Origin of the sequence: Streptomyces canus (genome assembly GCF_001514145.1) — a bacterium.
Classification (GTDB): Bacteria; Actinomycetota; Actinomycetes; order Streptomycetales; family Streptomycetaceae; genus Streptomyces; species Streptomyces canus.
The window spans coordinates 554,354-570,856 of record NZ_KQ948661.1; the positions used below are offsets into that span (position 1 = coordinate 554,354).

Here is a 16,503-nt window from a genome sequence, read left to right on the forward strand (position 1 = left end):
TCGCTCACGCCGTCGCAATTGACGCCTTATCGGAAAGAAATGCGCTTTCGCCGGGAAATTGTGCGCAGGTCGGGACCGCAAGCGCACGGAAGGTCGTCATCGGACCCTGCTCCGCAGGGCCGTGAGCAGATATGCGCACAACAGGGCGGTCAGCGACAACGTGAGCGCACCGCCCACGGGTTGGGCGACCACACGCACCGCTCCGGCCAGATAGCGCTCTCCGCCGAAGGGCCACTGCAGCAGAAGAACCTCGCGCAACCGCGCGGGGAGTCCGGCCGCCGCCCGCACGGACCCCCCGTCCAGCGCTTTGTGCACGAGAGGTACGACGAGAACGGGCACGGAAACCACCGCAGCGAGCCCGGCCGTGGTGGACCGGAAGATGCCGGCGGCCAGAACACCTGCCCAGGCGCACCCGACCACGAGACCGAACCAACTCGCGCTCAGCGACAACCAGTCGGCGGGAACTTCCGTGAGCTCCCGTCCGTAGACGAGATAGAGCACTTCGGCGTCGCAGCCCACCACGAGAAGGGCAAGTGCCAGCGCGGTGACTGCGGCGACGAAGAGTTTCGCGGTGAGCAGCCCCAGCCGGCGGGGGACGGTGCCGCGGTCCGCGGCCAGGGCGGGGTGGCGGAACTCATCGCCGAACGCGAGCGCGCCGAGCAGCCCGGCCCCGAGCGCCGCCGGGGGCAGCGGCAGCTCCCTCGGCCATGCGGCCAGCAGGCGCGCCTGTGGAGTGTGACCGACCCGTGCCAGGAGTACGGCGGTGAGGGCGGACGTGACGAGTACGGCGGCGCCGGTGAGGAAGCCGGTGCCGATCCCGGCCGCGCGGCGCAGTTCGTAGCGCAAGGGGCGCAGGGGACTGGGGGCGGACCTGACGGAGATGGGGGGAGCGAGGGGGGACAGGGGGGCCGGGGCCCTGGTGGCTGTGGCCGGGCTCAGTGCGGCGTGACCGGTTCCCTCAGCCGGGCCGCTGCGGGTGTCCTGATCGCTGCGGGGCACCTGGTCGCCGTGCGCTGTCGGGTCTGCGGGCATCACCTCGGCACCGCGCATGTGTGAGCCGCTCGGTGATGCGAAGTCGTCGTGCGCAACTGGACCGTCTCGCGTTTCCGGCCCGGCCGCCCCGAGAGCCCCGTCACCGAGGAGTTCGCCGGTCTCCGGCCCCGCGGCTCCCGCCCGTGGGTCCTGGGCGGCTTCTGCGGCCTCGCCGGGAAGCGGACCCGCACCCGGTCCCATGTCGCCGATCTCGTCGGCGAGTTGGTGGACCAGAACGCCGTGGCGGAAAGCCGTCTCGCCGACGTCGGCACAGGTACTGCCGTACACGGACAGACGGTTGCCGCCTTCCCGGACGACTTCGACGGAGCGGTGCGCCGTGCGGGCCTCCTTGGCGAGCAGGGCGGCAAGGCGGACGGCGTGGGGCGTACGGACGACGACGCGGGGGCGGAGTCTTGTGCGGGCGAACTCCGTGGCCACCTGATCCGCGACGAGTCGGCCTTGCTCGAGCGTGATGACGTGATCTGCGGCGCGCGCGGCCTCTTTGGGCTCGGACGTGGTGAACAGGACGGAGCCCCCCTGGGCGGCGTGCGCTCGCAGCATGCCGTACAGCCAGTGGCTCTCTCGCGTGGAGAGCCCCTCGGCGGGGTCGTCCAGGACGAGTGTGTGAGGGTCCGGCAACAGGGCGCATGCCAGGCCGAGGCGGCGGTCCATGCCGCGCGACAGGGTGCCGAGCCGCTCGTCGCGCAGGCTGACGAGGCCCACCGCTTCGAGCATTTCGTCGGCGCGCCGGACCGGAACGCCGGCCGCGGCGCACAGCATGCGCAGATGACCGCGGACCGTGCGCGCGGGATGGCCGGGCACATCGCCCATGAGTACGCCGACCTCGCGCGAGGGGTGCGCGATGCGATGCAGCGGGCGGCCCCTGAAGTAGGTGAGGCCACGGCCCTGTTCGAGTTCGAGCATCAGTCTGAGGGCCGTCGTCTTGCCCCCACCCGTCGCTCCGAGAAGCGCGGTGACACGGCCCGCGCGGGCTTCGAAGGACACATCGTCGACCGCGGGCGGAAGGTCCTTGCGGGAGTTGCTGGTCAGTCCGAAGGCCTGGATCACCCAAAGCAAGATAGCGCGTTATGTCCGGTTTTGGGCGCCATCACACTTCGGGGCGCAACATCGGAGGGTTGAGAAGAGTGGCGCCGCCGGCCCGGAAGAGCTGGGCAGGGCGGCCACCCTGCCGCGTGGTGGTGCCACCGGTGGGGACCAGGAAGCCCGGTGTGCCAGTCACCTTGCGGTGGAAGTTGCGCGGGTCCAGAGCAACGCCCCACACCGCCTCGTAGACGCGGCGCAGCTCGCCCACGGTGAATTCGGGCGGGCAGAACGCGGTGGCCAGCGACGAGTACTCGATTTTCGAGCGGGCGCGCTCCACTCCGTCCGACAGGATCTGCGCGTGGTCGAAGGCGAGCGGCGCGACCGCTTCCCCGTCTCGGCCGTAACCGCCCTGCTGCAACAGCTCCTCGACCGACGCCCACCGCGCGTTGCTGGCGTCACCGCCGGCCCGTGGGGCGGGCAGGTCGGGGGCGAGGGCGAGGTGGGCGACACTCACCACGCGCATCCGGGGATCGCGCTTGGGGTCGCCGTAGGTCGCGAGCTGTTCCAGGTGCGCTCCGTTGTCCTGGACGGGGACGGCCGGGTCATGGACGCGCAGCCCTGTCTCCTCGGCCAGCTCACGGGCCGCGGCCTGTGCCAGATCCTCGTCGGCCCGTACGAAACCGCCGGGAAGCGCCCAACGACCCTGGAACGGCGGCTCACCCCTGCGCACCGCGAGCGCACACAGGGCGTGGCGGCGCACGGTCAGTACGACCAGGTCCACGGTGACGGCGAAGGGCGGAAACGCTGACGGGTCGTAGGACATGCGGCGATCATAGTCGTCTGCCTGACGATAAACACTCCCTTCGTCGGCCGCATCGGTAGCTGATCCACCTGGCGCGGAAGAGGTCCGGTCCCGTGCACTCCGCCCTTGCCGGAGGGAGTGTCGTCCGAGGTCACGACCTCAGTTGCAGCCTCCCGGCGGCCTCCTCGACCATGGCGAGCCCGAGTCTGCTGACCCGTACCGAGAACGGGGCCCCCGCGACCCTCAGTCCGGTCAGACCGATCTCACCGAGTGGCGCGCTGCGCACGGGACGCAGTGTGACGGTCCCCGCCGGGACATCGGGACGGATTCCCGCGAGGGCGCTCAGCAGCAGGACTCCCGCGGCCGCTGCCGTGGCCGCCGGACGGCAGGCCGCCGGGTGAGGAAGGGGAGCGCTCCCGTCGGCGCGCCGCTCACCGGCGTACATCTCGGGGAGCCGGTGGCCGAAGGTCTCAGCCGCCGCCAGCAGACCCCGCAGGAGCGAGCCGGCCTCCTTCTCGTACCCGGCGGCGGCCAGGCCCGCGACGGCGATCGCCGTCTCGTGGACGCGTACGGCACCGGTGCGATGGCCGAACGGGTTGTATCCCGTCTCTTTGGTGCCCAGTCCGCGCAGCCCCCAGCCCGAGTCCATGGCCGGGCTTCCGAGCAGCCGGGCGAGCTGCTCGGTCTGCGCCCCGTCGAGGAGGCCAGGTGCCTGTTCACCTCCGCCCAGCAGGCCGGTGTCCAGGAGATGGACGGCCGCGGCACCGAGCTGCGGCATCAGACGTCCGTCGGGGGCACGTGCGGCCGCTGGTCGGCCACCGCCGCGGTCCTCGACCCAGAACTCCTCACGGAAGGCCGAGCGCAGCTCGCCGGCCCACTGCCGCAGCGCCGCCCCGCCAGGTCTGTCGAACGCGTCGAGCAGATCGGCACCGAGGACGGCCGCGCGATGCGCATGCGCTTGGGTCTCGCAACGGACGGGGCCGCCGGGCTGTGGGTCGCACAGATACGTCCCCTCCCCCACGGCCACCCGCAGCCAGTCCAGACATCGCTCGGCTGCCGGGAGCAGTTCTTCTGTCTCCTGTGGGGAGAGCCCCCACCGGGAGGCCTCCGCGAGGAGGGTGGGGAAGAGCAGGGTGGCCTCGGTGCCCGTACAACCGGCCGGAAGATGTGCGCCCGCGTCCCGGCGCGGCCCGGGGATCATGCCGGACTGCGCCGTCTGCCCCCGGAGTTGGGTGCGTGCGAGGGTGCGCAGGGTCCCGGCGGCGAGCCGCGTGCCGAGCGGCAGTGCCATACGGGCTGCGACGAGCGCATCGGCCGGGGCCAGGCCGCAGCGCCAGGGGGCGCCGGCCGCGAGGTGGGTGTCGGTGGGGTGTTCCGGGTCGCGCACCAGCAAGGACTGCAGATCGTCAATGCTCGTGTCCAGGAGCGGCCGGATCGTGGGGTGGTCTCCCGTCGCGCGGGCGGAAGCCAGGGGGCTGGTAGCCGCGCGCCCCACGGCCCGGACGGGGCCCGCCCCGTCCAGGCGTACCCGCAACTCGAGGCCGGCCGTGCCTCCGGGGGGCAGGTCGAACTCCCAGCGCAAGAGGCCTGCCGACGCCAGCGCGTCAGAGGGCGGTGGGTCGGCCGTGACCGACGCCCCGCCGGCGGCGCAGGACCAGCGCAAGCCGGAGTCGTGGACGCTCGCGGGCAGTTCGGGTCCCGCTCGGCCGGACGCGATCGCGCCCAGGTCCGCCAGATCCGTACCGAGTGCCACCTCCACCGGCAGGCGCAGAGGGCGGACGGCGGCGCTGTGCAGCGTGATGCGCTCCGTCCCGTCCGCGTGGCGTGTGCGTTCGACGACGACGTCCGGGTCCGGGCCTCCGCCCGGGGAGACACGAGCGGTGGCCACGAAGCGTGCGCGATCCGCCGCGGTCGTCCGCGCCTGGACCGGGAGAGGCTCATGGCCGGCGATACGGATCTGGCACCGGGAGAGCGCGCGTCGGCCCGCGCGGTAGAAGCCTTCCAGCCCGTGACCGTTCAACTGCCCTTGATCCGTCGAGATGGCGAGGCCCGGAAGCGCCACGCAGATGATGACCGAGTGCGCCGGGGGAAGTTCAGCTGGGCCGCGGCGGCCCGAAGGGTGGTGCTGCGGCGGCCAGGACGGCGCGGGTGAGGACGGGCGAGAGGGACGACTCGGGGTCGGAGGCGGTGCCCAGTCCTGCCCCGCCGGTGTTGACGGGTGCCACGCAGGCGCCACAGACGGCGACCGGTCCGGGTCCCGTGACAGCGAGGAACCGGTGTCCTCGTGGTCCTCGTCCGGACTCGGGTTCCAGCGCTGCTCGACCGCCTCCGAGGTGCGCTGAGTGCCGCTGCGGAACCTCGGCTCGGACATGTCGGTGGCCGCGGCTCGCGGCGGCGGACCGGTGTTTGCATTCCCTGACGTCGTCGGCGCGCCGAGGGCCGAACGGCCGTCGTCGGTGGAGGGCGGAGTCGGCTGATGCAAGGGGCGCTTCCTCTGCACTCTGCGCGGCTCGGGCGTGTTCGGCGCCCGGTGCGTGGCTCCTGCAGGACATGGGTGCTGCGGCGATACGGCCCGATCGGACGTTCCGCCACTCAGGTGAACGGGACAGGGCTGTTCGGGGTCACGCCCACGGGCACGGAAGCCGACCGAATGGTGGCGGCCCGGAGCCGCCACCCGGCGGCACAGACGGGACCACCCGCGCGCGACACACTTCCAGCGGTCGCTCATCCCTCCTCCTCGGCGGCACCCCCGGGGCGTGTGCCCTCGGGTCGGCGCATGTCGGCCTTGCCCGTGGTGCGGCGGACGGCACCGGGACGCGTCCCGCGGGCCGGTCGAGAGCGCGGGCGGGATTCCTCCGCGCCGGGCTCTCGTCCCTCAGCTTCCGGGGCGTGCGGACGGGCATCGAGGCGAGTGCCGGGACGCACACGCTTACGTCGGCGGGAGGCCGTGGCGGGTGGTGGCGCCGGCAGAAAGCGGTCGGAACCGGACGGGCACGGAGGCGGCGATTCTTCGGCACGGGACGGGCCCGCCGATGGCATGGCGTTGCGCTTGCCGGGCACAGGCTTGGCGCCCATGAACTCGTCGGAACCAGGCAGGGTTGCCGCCTGTCCAGGCACCGGCGTGTTAGGCCGCACCAGGTCATGGGTCGTCCTCACATCGTCCACATCGGCGGACGGAGCGATCTCCGCCCGCGCGCGTGCCTCGCGCCCCTCGCGTTCCGCGCGCAGGCAGCGGCGAATGGACTCCGGGTCCAGTCCCTCGTTGCAGGCTTGGTGCAGGAGCCGGGCGAAGACGTAGCCGGGGTCCGCACCCAGGGCCATGGCCAGCGCTTCCCTGGCCTCGATCTCGTCGCCTGCGGCCCACGCGACCCATCCGGCGAGGGTGAGCGGCGCCGCAGCATGCTCGCCGTAGGGGCCGACGCACCGGCGCGCCAATGCGCGCCACAGGCGCAGTGCCGGTCCGGCCTCCTCGGTCTCCATCCACTCGGCCGCGCGGTCCCGGGTCGTGCGGTCCTGCAGGCCGAGGATGAGTTCCGCCGCTTCTTCGTGCCCCAGCAGTTCGTCGTCTCGCAGGTCGGCCTGGAGCGCTCCCGCCACGGGCGCTGCCTCGGTGAAGCGTGCCATGGTGCGCCTGGCCAGGCGCACCGTCTCCTCGGCCACCTCCGCGCGGCCCGTCAGGTCGAGCATCCTGGGGACCAGGGCCATGCCTGCGGTGTCCAGAGCGACTTCCTGTTCCAGCGCGGCCGCGGTCTCCCAGGGCTGCAGCCGAGCCCGCAACTCGCGCAGTGTGCCGCGCACCTGTAGTCCCGCGTACGTGGCCGCCGCGGCAAGCACCGAGGTGCCGGGCAGACCCATCGGAAGCCCCTCCACGGGGCAGCATTGCTCGCTCGGGCAGCAGTACGACCAGTAGCGGCCGCCAGAGATGCACAACGCCTCGATCACAGGAACGTCGAGCCGGCCGCACTCCGTGCGCAGCAGGGCGGCGAGCGGGGCGAGCCGCTCCGTGATCTGCCTGCCGGTCTCACCGGCCGAAGGTTCCTGGCAGAGGTAGGCGACCATCTGCTCGGGGCGGGCGCCCCGGCGCTGGCTGCCGGTGATCAGTCCGTGGGCCAACTGCCGGGCCACGGCCGCCCAGTCCTCCTTGTTTGCGGGAATGCCGAGCCGGGCTCGCCCGCCGAACCGGCCGCGGCCGCCCCGGTCGTGCAGGGCGACCAGAACGATGCTGTCCTCGGGCCGGTACCCGAGCAGGTAGGGCAGGGCGTCGGCCAGCTCGCCCGGGGTCCGCAGGGTGACCTGGTGTTCGGCGCCATGTGCGTCGAATCCGACGCTGTCGCCGATGCCCGAGTCGTCGTTGTTGCGTCCGTCGCTGTCCCGTCCGCCGTCATTGCCGTTTGCAGCAGCTCCGGTGGTTTCGCTGTGATTCGTCATGCGCAGACGATCTCGCGGATCGCTACGTTCCGTTTGACCCTGTGGATAAGTCCGATCAGGGCCACGACAAAGCCATTCCGTCGTCCACAGCCCGGCCGCCGCGAGGCTCCCCTGTCGGAGGCGTCCTGTTGTATGGAGGCATGACGCACACGAGCAAGACGGAGTTGCGCGAGGCTGCCGACGGGATCCTCGTCCGGCTCGTCGGGGACGGCACCGGATCGGCGCGCCTGCGCGAGGACCAGTGGCGGGCGATCGAGGCGCTGGTCGCCGACAAGCGCCGGGCCCTGGTCGTGCAGCGCACGGGGTGGGGCAAGTCCGCGGTGTATTTCGTGGCGACGGCCCTGCTGCGCGAGCGCGGTGCCGGGCCGACCGTGATCGTCTCTCCGCTTCTCGCGCTCATGCGCAACCAGGTCGAGGCCGCCGCCCGAGCCGGCATCCACGCCCGGACCATCAACTCCTCCAACCCCGAGGAGTGGGAGACCATCCGCGCCGAGGTCGCCGCGGGCACCGTGGACGTGCTGCTCGTGAGCCCCGAGCGGCTCAACAACCCGGACTTCCGCGACAACGTCCTGCCGGAACTGTCTGCCGCCACCGGCCTTCTCGTCGTCGACGAGGCGCACTGCATCTCCGACTGGGGCCATGACTTCCGCCCCGACTACCGCCGTCTGCGCACCATGCTCGCCGATCTGCCTCCCGGGGTGCCGGTGCTGGCCACCACCGCCACGGCCAATGCCAGGGTCACCGCCGACGTGGCGGAGCAGTTGGGCACCGGCACCGGCTCGGACGCACTGGTCCTGCGTGGCCCGCTCGACCGCGAGAGCCTCAGCCTGGGCGTGCTCCAGCTCCCCGACGCCGCCCACCGGCTGGCCTGGCTCGCCGATCACCTCAACGACCTGCCGGGTTCCGGGATCATCTACACGCTGACGGTCGCCGCCGCTGAGGAGATCACCGCCTTCCTGCGGCAATGTGGGCACACCGTCGCCTCGTACACGGGAAAGACGGAGAACGCCGAACGCCAGCAGGCCGAGGAAGCCCTCCTCGCGAACAAGGTCAAGGCTCTGGTGGCCACCTCCGCGCTCGGCATGGGGTTCGACAAACCCGACCTCGGCTTCGTCGTCCACGTCGGTTCGCCGTCCTCCCCCATCGCCTACTACCAGCAGGTCGGTCGCGCAGGACGCGGCGTCGAGCACGCCGAGGTGCTGCTCCTGCCCGGCCGCGAGGACGAGGCGATCTGGTCCTACTTCGCCTCCGTCGCCTTCCCGCCCGAAGAATCCGTACGGCGCACCCTCGACGCCCTCGCCCGAGCGGACCGGCCGCTGTCACTGCCCGCGCTCGAACCGCTGGTGGAGCTCAACCGCACCCGCTTGGAGATCATGCTCAAGGTGCTGGACGTGGACGGTGCGGTCCACCGGGTCAAGGGCGGCTGGATCGCCACCGGAGCGCCCTGGTCGTACGACACCGAGCGCTACGCCTGGGTCGCCAAGCAGCGCGCCACCGAGCAGCAGGCGATGCGCGACTACGCCACCACCACGGGCTGTCGTATGGAGTTCCTGAGGCGGCAACTGGACGACGAGCAGGCGGCCTCCTGCGGCCGCTGCGACAACTGCGCCGGACCCCGCTTCACCGCCGACATCTCCTCGGCCGCCCTGGACACCGCGGGCGGCTCGCTTGCGCGCGCCGGTGTCGTGGTGGAGCCCCGCAAAATGTGGCCCACAGGCCTCCCGGCCATCGGCGTCGACCTCAAGGGCCGTATTCCGCCGGGCGAACAGGCCTTGCCGGGCCGGGCGCTCGGGCGGATGTCGGACATCGGCTGGGGCAACCGTCTCCGCCCGCTGCTCGCGCCCCGGACTCCGGACGCTCCCGCCCCCGACGACGTGGCGAACGCCGTCGTGACCGTGCTGGCCGACTGGGCCAAGTCGCCCGACGGTTGGGCGTCCGGCGCCCCGGACGCACCGGCCCGCCCTGTCGGGGTGGTCACCGTTCCCTCGCGCAGCCGGCCCCAGTTGGTCACATCCCTCGGGAGCCGTATCTCCGCCGTCGGCCGCATTCCGTTCCTGGGATCCCTCGCATACACGGATCACTCCGACGACCTCGTGCTGCCGCGCTCGAACAGCGCCCAGCGCCTGCGGGCCCTGTACGGAGCGCTCACCGTGCCTCCGCCCCTGCGAGAGGCGCTGCAGGCAGCCGGGGGCCCCGTCCTGCTCGTCGACGACATGACCGAGACCGGCTGGACCCTCGCGGTCGCCGCCAGGCTGCTGGTGCGGTCGGGCGCCCAGGGAGTGTTGCCTCTGGTATTGGCCGTCCGCGGCTGAGCAGACACCGGAGGCGACAGCGCCACGCGCGCGTACCGATGCGGGCCTCGAGCGGCTGGGCTCGGAGGTCCCTGGCATCGCCGGTAAAACACTGGGTAGGGATATAAGCCACCAACCGTCAGATTCGGGTCGGCGGACCCAATTGCTCGTTGCCGCAACCAAGTTCGACAGGAAGAATTGAGGTCCGCTCCCCGCACGGCTCCTCCGTTGACCGGTAGGGCACTGCTGCGGTGCGCGCTCCCCCGAATCCGACCCCGCCCGCCGTATGGGCGCGTAGCCGAAGGGAGGACCGTGACCTTCGGATTCGCTCCGTCCTCCGCGGCGTCCACGTCGTCAGCCGACTTGTCCGCCGCATCCGCCAACCCTATGGCCCGTCTGCTCGAACCCGCCGAGTGGGCCGAGGCCGGCATCCCGCTGCTGCGCAATCCACGCGAGGTTGTCAGCGGGCTGCACTCCCGGCACCGTCCCAAACCGGCGACCGCGATCGTGGCGGTCCTCGACCCGGACGAACGCCTGCGGGCGAGCGCCTCGTTCACGCGCCGTCCGGCACCGGCCGATGGCTGGATGTTCCGGAACACGCTGCTTGCCCAGCTGCGCCGGGTGATCCCGCACGACCTGCGGCGCCGCACCCCCGTGCGCACCGCTGTCCTGCTCTACTGCCGTGAGGGCGACGCGCGTTGGACGGAGGAGGACGGCGCGTGGATGTGGGGCCTGCGTGACGCCTGCACTCTGCACGGGCTGCGCTGCGGGGCGTACATCACGCTGACGCGCGACGGCTGGCAGGTGCTCGGCGAAGGACGCGGCGGACGCCGACCGAACGCGGACTCCACGCCGGAGCCGTTCGCCACGTCCGAGTCGCCGCCGCTGCTGCCACGCACCGGCGGCGCCGCCTCGGAGGTCCTGCGCCGCGTGGCGGCTCGCTGAGGGCTGAGCGCAGGGACTGGCCCGCTCGCCGTTCTGGCCGTACGTCCCGGAGGTACGGCCCACGACGTTCATGGCGCACCGGTCAGGCGTTCCGGCACCGGCATGGCCCGGTTCGCGACAAGGTCTACCGCTCGGACGGGTGCATGCCTAAGGGCTCACTGTGCAGGTGCCGCGCAAGCGGCACCTTTTCTCACCCCGGCGTCCCTCCGGACGTACCGGGACCGGCTCAGACGCCGGCGCCCAGTACCGAGTTGATCTGCTGCGGGTCGCCGCAGACGATCAGCAGGGCGCCGGCCCGGGCGTGGGCCAGAGGCAGGGCCTCGGCGACAGCGGCGGTGGAACCGCCGTTGACGGCGACCACGACCACCGGACGGGACCCGGCACGCGAGACCGCTGTGGCGTCCGCGTAGAACACGTCGTCACCGGCGTCGTGCTGCGCCCAGTAGGCGGCTTCACCGAAAGACAGCTCGTGGGCGGCCCACGGATGGTGTTCGCCAGTGGTGATCACCAGCACTTCACCGGGGGCGCGGCCCGACTCCAGCAGGAGGTCCACGGCTTCCTCGGCAGCGTCGAGCGCACCGGCGGCCGAGGCCGGGATGAGCTGGATCTGCGGGGCGGCCGAAGCTGAAGCCGGGGCTGGAGTCGCGGCGGCAGTGGCAGGGACAGCGGGGCCCGGCACTCCGGGCTTGGCCACGGCGACGTCGTGCGGTGTCCGCTGCACCGGCGGCGCGGGCCGCAGCGGGCCGGGGCGACCGGGGCGCGGCGGAGCCGCGGGGCGTGGACCGGGTACGGGACGAGGGGTCGGCGCGGTGCGGCCGCTGGCCGGAGTGGCGCGGGGACCCTGGGCACTCTCGTGAATCTGAGGCTCCTCGGGAATGAGAGGCATGGGCTGATGTTTATCAAACGTTGGTGCGGCTCGCGTCAGCGGGTGGCACATCAGTGCGAGCGGAATCGTCAGAAGTCGAAGCCGAGCTGGCCCTCGATCTCCGGAACGCTTCCATCCGCCCAGGTGCGGGCCTTCTTGAGGTGCCGCCACTGAGGCAGCGCATCAAGATACGCCCACGACAACCGGTGGTACGGGGTGGGGCCCCGAACCTCCAGCGCGGCCTTGTGTACGGGCGACGGATACCCGGCGTTGGCCGCGAAACCGAAGTCTGCATGGTCGATACCCAGTTCGGCCATCATTTTGTCGCGCTGAACCTTGGCGATCACCGAGGCCGCCGCGACCGCCACACAGGATTGGTCGCCCTTGATCACGGTCCGGACATTCCAGGGCGCTCCGAGATAGTTGTGCTTCCCGTCGAGGATCACCGCGTCCGGCCGGACCGGGAGTGCCTCCAGGGCGCGCACGGCGGCGATCCGCAGGGCGGCCGTCATCCCAAGGTCGTCGATCTCTTCGTGACTCGCGTGTCCCAGGGCGTACGACGTCACCCATGTCCGCAGTACCTCTGCGAGTTCGGTACGGCGTTTGACGCTGAGCAGCTTGGAGTCGGTGAGGCCTTGGGGCGGTCGACGCAGTCCGGTGACGGCCGCGCAGACGGTGACGGGGCCGGCCCAGGCACCTCGCCCCACTTCGTCGACACCGGCAATGATCTTCGCTCCGGTCGTGGCGCGAAGGGAGCGCTCGACGGTGTGAGTAGGTGGTTCGTACGGCATGGCGCCCTTAGCCTACGCCGCCCGGATCACCCTGCGACACCCGGTTTCCCCTGACGGCGTCCGGACGTCCACGATCAGCGTTCACCGTCTGGTCGACCGCAGCAGCGGCAGCAGGAATTGGTCGATCATCTCTTCGACATCCCGGTCGCCCCATTCACTTCCGCGCATCTTGGAGCGATACATCATCATGGCGGGGATGGCATCGAAGACATAGTCGTTCGCCGCGTCAGGACGGACCTCACCCCGCTCTATTCCGCGGGTGATGATCTCGCGAAGCAGCCTGACACTCGGCTCCACGACCCCGTTGAAGATCACGGCATGGAAGCGTTCAGCCTGAGCCTGGTCGCATTCGTGAATGACTGCGCGCAGCGCGAAGCCGGGCCGCGAGAACATCGCTTCGCGCGCCTGGCGGCACAGTTCGAGCAAGTCCTCGCGCACACCACCGAGGTCGGGCGCCTCTTCGAAACGTGGCAGTCCGGCCCGAAGGGCGTCTGCGACCAGGTCCTCCTTGGAGGGCCAGCGGCGATAGACCGCAGCCTTGCCGGTCTGGGCTCCGGCGGCGACACCTTCCATCGTGAGGCCGTTCCAGCCGACCGTACTGAGCTGCTCCAGCGCGGCGTCGAGGATCGCACGCTCCAGCACGGCGCCGCGCCGACGGAGGGAGGCCGCCTGAGCAGGGGCGGTCGTCCAGCGCGAGGTAACCATCTGAGTGACTCCAGCGAACAGGGAAGCGGGGATTCCGGGGAGGGACGGGGCACCGCGCGGCGACACAGGGGGACACGCCACGCGCCAACAAACCTAAGTGAACGCTTGCGTTCACTACCAGGGACTCACTACCGTTGACGCAACAGTGAACGCCACCGTTCACTAACGCGTTTGTGGGGGACCCATAGTGACAACCTCTCAGTTGATCAAGGATCAGAAACCAGGTGCGGCCCGCCGGGAAGGGCGACCCGGCATCGCGCTCGCCGTCATCGCAGCCTGTCAACTCATGGTGGTACTCGACGCGACGATTGTGAACATCGCGCTGCCGCACATTCAAGATGCTCTCAAGTTCAGCACCACCGACCTCACATGGGTCGTCAGCGCCTACACGCTCACCTTCGGCGGCCTGCTCCTTCTGGGCGGCCGCGCGGGCGACATCCTCGGGCGCCGGCGGGTCTTCATGACCGGCATCCTGCTGTTCACCTTCGCCTCGTTGCTCGGCGGACTCGCCCAGGAGCCCTGGCAGCTGCTGGCCGCCCGCGTCCTGCAGGGCGTGGGTGGCGCGATCGCGTCGCCCACCTCGCTGGCGCTGATCACCACCACGTTCCCCGAAGGGCCCGAGCGCAACCGGGCCTTCGGCGTCTTCGCCGCCGTCTCCGCAGGCGGCGGCGCGATAGGGCTGCTGGCGGGAGGCATGCTCACCGAGTGGCTCGACTGGCGATGGGTGCTCTTCGTCAACGTGCCGATCGGCGTGCTGATCGCGGTACTCACCCCGCTGTACATCAGCGAGTCCGAGCGCCACAGCGGCCGCTTCGACATCGCGGGCGCCCTGACCTCCACAGGGGGCATGGCCCTGCTCGTCTACGGTTTCATCCGCGCCGCCGACGGAGGCTGGCGGGACAGCCTGACCATCGGATCCTTCGGCATCGCCGTGGTGCTCCTGCTCGCCTTCGCGTTCATCGAGTCGCGCGCCAAGGAGCCGATCACCCCACTGCGGATGTTCGCCGACCGCAACCGCTCGGGCACGTACGTGATCATGCTGAGTCTCGCTGCCGCGATGTTCGGCATGTTCTTCTACATCGTGCTCTTCGTCCAGAACGTGCTGGACTACACCCCGATCCAGGCAGGTCTCGCCTTCCTGCCCGTGACGGTCGTGATCGCGCTGGGGGCGGGCCTGTCGCAGCGGTTCCTGCCGGTGCTCGGCCCCAAGCCGTTCATGCTCACGGGTTCGGCGCTCGCGGTGACCGGTCTCGCCTGGCAGGCCCTCATCAGCTCCGACAGCTCCTACGTCGGTGGAGTTCTCGGGCCCATGCTGATCTTCGGCTTCGGCATGGGCCTGAACTTCGTGACGCTGACGATCACCGCGGTCTCCGGCGTCGCCCAGCATGAGGCCGGCGCGGCCTCCGGGCTGCTCAACGCCACGCAGCAGGTGGGCGGTTCGCTCGGCCTGTCCATCCTGACGACCGTGTTCGGTTCGGCCAGCAAGGACGAGGCCGAGAAGCAGCTGCCGCATTTCATGGCCGACGGTTCGGCGGAGCAGAAGGCGGAGTTCGCCAAGACGCACCAGCTGCCCGCCCCGTGGGGGCACGAAGTGCTCGCCCAGGGCATCTCGTCGGGCTTCGTGGCGGCCGCCTCGATGGCCGTACTCGCCCTGGCCAGCGCCTGGTTGGTGATCAAGGTCCGCAAGAGCGACCTGGAGGCGCTCGCCGGGACGGCGGGTCCGGGCCTCGGTTGAGGGAACCGGGCTCACGCCGAACAGCGGATGGCCGGGCCGGGTCCGGGGGATCGACGGCGAGGACGAAAGTCCGGCCATCCGCGCGACGAGCACCGCCCGCAGCAGGGCGAACACCGCCAACCACCCCATGACACACCCCCGCACCTCTCACGTGTCTCCTGCGTGCACCGGCCCATCCGTCGCACGGCAACTGTCTCGACAACGAGCGGGCGGTTACGCAGAGTTCCCGGCATGTACGGAGAGTCTCCGCCACTGCGGCCGAGGGCAGGGTATGGGGCTTCTAGCCCGGCAGCCGCAGCCACTCCGGCAACGCCTCGGTCCGTTCCACCCACTCGGCAGGCGGCGTCCCGGCCTTCCCCCCGGCGATCACACCGCCCACGATGGCGCAGGTCGTGTCCACGTCACCGCCGACCTGGGCGGTCGTCCAGAACGCCTCCTCGTAGTCGCCCAGGGACCGGGCGGCGGACCAGAGCGCGAACGGCACGGTGTCGTGGGCCGTCGTCCGGCGTCCGCAGCCCAGCACGGCCGCGACGGTGGAGGCGTCGCCGTAGTCGAGCATGTCGCGTGCCCGCCGCAACCCCGCGCCGACGGCGCTCTTCGGGACGAGCGCGATGACGCCGTCGAGAAACGCCCCGGGGCTGGGCGGACCACCGGGGGCGGCGGCCAGCGCGGCGGCTGCGGCGACGGCCATGGCGCCGACGACGGCCTCCCGGTGCTGATGCGTGGGATACGCCGAGATCTCGGCCTGATGGGTCGCCTGCTCCGGGTCGCCCGCGTAGAAGGCTCCGAGGGGCGGGATGCGCATCGCGGCGCCGTTGCCCCAGGAGCCCTGTCCGTTGAAGAGGGCCGCGGCGAGCTCACGCCAGTCGCCGCCCTCGCGGACCAGCCGCAGCAGACGGTTGACGGCGGGGCCGTAGCCCCGGTCGAAATCGTGGTGTTCGGCGAAGGAATGGGCCAGGGCGTCCTGGTCGATGCGGTGGTGGGCGGCCAGGACGGCCACCACCGAGCAGGCCATCTCGGTGTCGTCCGTCCACTGCCAGTGGCCGGGCGGCAGCTCGCGGTTCTTCAGCAAGGGGTAGTTCACCGGCACGAAGAACTGCGAGCCCAGCGCGTCCCCCACGGCCAGGCCCCGCAGACTGGCCAGGGCGCGGCTCAGACGCCCCTCGGGTGTGGAGTCAGCGGTCATCGGTATGCCACTCTAATCGGTGATCCCGTACGGTTCCGGCTCTCGCCAGCGCCCGAAGGGCCGGTCAAGGGCATATTTGCCGTCGTCCCCGAGAACGAGCATCCGCATCTCCGCGTTCCCCGGGTTCGACAGTGACTCGAATTCCGCGACCGTCCAGTGGAACCAGCGCATGCAGAACAGCCGCATGGCGAGGCCATGGGTCACGATCAGGACGTTCGGCGGATGGTCGGGCGCCTCGAAGCTTCGGAACAGGCTCTCCAGGAAGCCACCCACCCGGTCGTACACGTCGGCCCCGGACTCCCCCTGTGCGAACCGGTAGAAGAAGTGCCCATAGGCGTCCCGGTACGCCTTCTGGAGACGTACGTCGTCGCGGTCCTGCCAGTTTCCCCAGTCCTGCTCCCGCAGCCGGGGTTCCTCGCGCACCCGTATGAGCTCAGGGTCCAGGTGGAAGGCGCGGAGCGTCTCGTGCGTACGGCGGTAGGGAGAGACGTACACGCTGACGCGTTCGCGGCCCAGCACCTCTCGCAGCCGTTTACCGGTCTCCTCCGCCTGCTGCCAGCCCCGTTCCGTCAGGGCCAGGGCGTGGTCGGGCTCGCGTTCATACACGGTGTCATCAACATTGCCCGTTGACTCCCCGTGCCGGACAAGGACGATTCGCCGTGGTCGTGCCATGCCAAGA

The 16,503-nt window shown here is 71.1% G+C and carries 13 protein-coding genes; 3 read left to right on the plus strand and 10 right to left on the minus strand.

The genetic code is table 11. The features are described from left to right. Positions 1-96: 96 nt before the first annotated feature. The 5 genes from AQJ46_RS22165 to AQJ46_RS22180 all read right to left on the minus strand — a co-directional run bounded on the left by AQJ46_RS22165 (position 97) and on the right by AQJ46_RS22180 (position 7,306). Positions 97-2,100 (minus strand): ABC transporter ATP-binding protein, encoded by a 2,004-nt coding sequence (locus AQJ46_RS22165; RefSeq protein ID WP_059207229.1) that lies wholly within the window; start codon positions 2,098-2,100, stop codon positions 97-99. 40 nt (positions 2,101-2,140) lie between these two features. Next, positions 2,141-2,899 carry an NUDIX hydrolase gene (locus AQJ46_RS22170; RefSeq protein WP_059207230.1) on the minus strand — a complete coding sequence of 253 codons (759 nt, stop codon included), beginning with the start codon at positions 2,897-2,899 and terminating at the stop codon, positions 2,141-2,143. Positions 2,900-3,029: 130 nt separating this feature from the next. After that, positions 3,030-4,940 carry a glycogen debranching N-terminal domain-containing protein gene (locus AQJ46_RS22175; RefSeq protein ID WP_225887377.1) on the minus strand — a complete coding sequence of 637 codons (1,911 nt, stop codon included), beginning with the start codon at positions 4,938-4,940 and terminating at the stop codon, positions 3,030-3,032. Between the two features lie 31 nt (positions 4,941-4,971). Continuing rightward, positions 4,972-5,103, minus strand: coding sequence for a hypothetical protein (locus AQJ46_RS58470; RefSeq protein WP_263972877.1), 132 nt, complete (start codon positions 5,101-5,103; stop codon positions 4,972-4,974). A gap of 499 nt (positions 5,104-5,602) precedes the next feature. Further along, positions 5,603-7,306, minus strand: a complete 1,704-nt coding sequence (locus AQJ46_RS22180; protein WP_059207232.1) for a DUF4192 domain-containing protein — start codon at positions 7,304-7,306, stop codon at positions 5,603-5,605. A 140-nt stretch (positions 7,307-7,446) separates the two neighbouring features. Here AQJ46_RS22180 and AQJ46_RS22185 point away from each other — a divergent pair, with 140 nt between their 5' ends. Together AQJ46_RS22185 and AQJ46_RS22190 are read left to right on the plus strand one after the other, a co-directional pair. Next, a complete protein-coding gene (locus AQJ46_RS22185) occupies positions 7,447-9,618 on the plus strand; it encodes a RecQ family ATP-dependent DNA helicase (protein ID WP_059207233.1) in 2,172 nt (723 codons plus the stop codon). Positions 9,619-9,909: 291 nt separating this feature from the next. Then, positions 9,910-10,542 carry a hypothetical protein gene (locus AQJ46_RS22190; protein ID WP_059207234.1) on the plus strand — a complete coding sequence of 211 codons (633 nt, stop codon included), beginning with the start codon at positions 9,910-9,912 and terminating at the stop codon, positions 10,540-10,542. Between the two features lie 226 nt (positions 10,543-10,768). Here AQJ46_RS22190 and AQJ46_RS22195 read toward each other — a convergent pair whose 3' ends face one another. From AQJ46_RS22195 to AQJ46_RS22205, 3 genes are all read right to left on the minus strand, one after another. Next, positions 10,769-11,428, minus strand: coding sequence for a hypothetical protein (locus tag AQJ46_RS22195; RefSeq protein ID WP_079072384.1), 660 nt, complete (start codon positions 11,426-11,428; stop codon positions 10,769-10,771). Positions 11,429-11,496: 68 nt separating this feature from the next. Further along, positions 11,497-12,198, minus strand: coding sequence for a ribonuclease HII (locus tag AQJ46_RS22200; RefSeq protein WP_059207236.1), 702 nt, complete (start codon positions 12,196-12,198; stop codon positions 11,497-11,499). An 81-nt stretch (positions 12,199-12,279) separates the two neighbouring features. Further along, complete coding sequence (locus tag AQJ46_RS22205) at positions 12,280-12,903, minus strand: TetR/AcrR family transcriptional regulator (protein WP_059207237.1); 624 nt, start codon at positions 12,901-12,903, stop codon at positions 12,280-12,282. Between the two features lie 187 nt (positions 12,904-13,090). On the opposite strand from AQJ46_RS22205, the gene AQJ46_RS22210 reads away from it, so the two are divergent. Continuing rightward, a complete protein-coding gene (locus AQJ46_RS22210; protein ID WP_057613266.1) occupies positions 13,091-14,638 on the plus strand; it encodes an MFS transporter in 1,548 nt (515 codons plus the stop codon). A 280-nt stretch (positions 14,639-14,918) separates the two neighbouring features. Here AQJ46_RS22210 and AQJ46_RS22215 read toward each other — a convergent pair whose 3' ends face one another. Together AQJ46_RS22215 and AQJ46_RS22220 are read right to left on the minus strand one after the other, a co-directional pair. Beyond that, positions 14,919-15,824, minus strand: a complete 906-nt coding sequence (locus AQJ46_RS22215) for an ADP-ribosylglycohydrolase family protein (protein WP_059207238.1) — start codon at positions 15,822-15,824, stop codon at positions 14,919-14,921. Positions 15,825-15,836: 12 nt separating this feature from the next. Next, positions 15,837-16,496, minus strand: coding sequence for a histidine phosphatase family protein (locus tag AQJ46_RS22220; protein ID WP_037710795.1), 660 nt, complete (start codon positions 16,494-16,496; stop codon positions 15,837-15,839). Positions 16,497-16,503 lie beyond the last annotated feature (7 nt).

Excerpts from the sequence above, each read along its gene's own strand:
- AQJ46_RS22195 (WP_079072384.1), bottom strand. The coding sequence starts at position 11,428 with ATGCCTCTCATTCCCGAGGAGCCTCAGATTCACGAGAGTGCCCAGGGT.
- AQJ46_RS22220 (WP_037710795.1), bottom strand. The coding sequence starts at position 16,496 with ATGGCACGACCACGGCGAATCGTCCTTGTCCGGCACGGGGAGTCAACG.
- AQJ46_RS22200 (WP_059207236.1), bottom strand. The coding sequence starts at position 12,198 with ATGCCGTACGAACCACCTACTCACACCGTCGAGCGCTCCCTTCGCGCC.
- AQJ46_RS22180 (WP_059207232.1), bottom strand. The coding sequence starts at position 7,306 with ATGACGAATCACAGCGAAACCACCGGAGCTGCTGCAAACGGCAATGAC.
- AQJ46_RS22215 (WP_059207238.1), bottom strand. The coding sequence starts at position 15,824 with ATGACCGCTGACTCCACACCCGAGGGGCGTCTGAGCCGCGCCCTGGCC.
- AQJ46_RS22170 (WP_059207230.1), bottom strand. The coding sequence starts at position 2,899 with ATGTCCTACGACCCGTCAGCGTTTCCGCCCTTCGCCGTCACCGTGGAC.
- AQJ46_RS22205 (WP_059207237.1), bottom strand. The coding sequence starts at position 12,903 with ATGGTTACCTCGCGCTGGACGACCGCCCCTGCTCAGGCGGCCTCCCTC.
- AQJ46_RS22185 (WP_059207233.1), top strand. The coding sequence starts at position 7,447 with ATGACGCACACGAGCAAGACGGAGTTGCGCGAGGCTGCCGACGGGATC.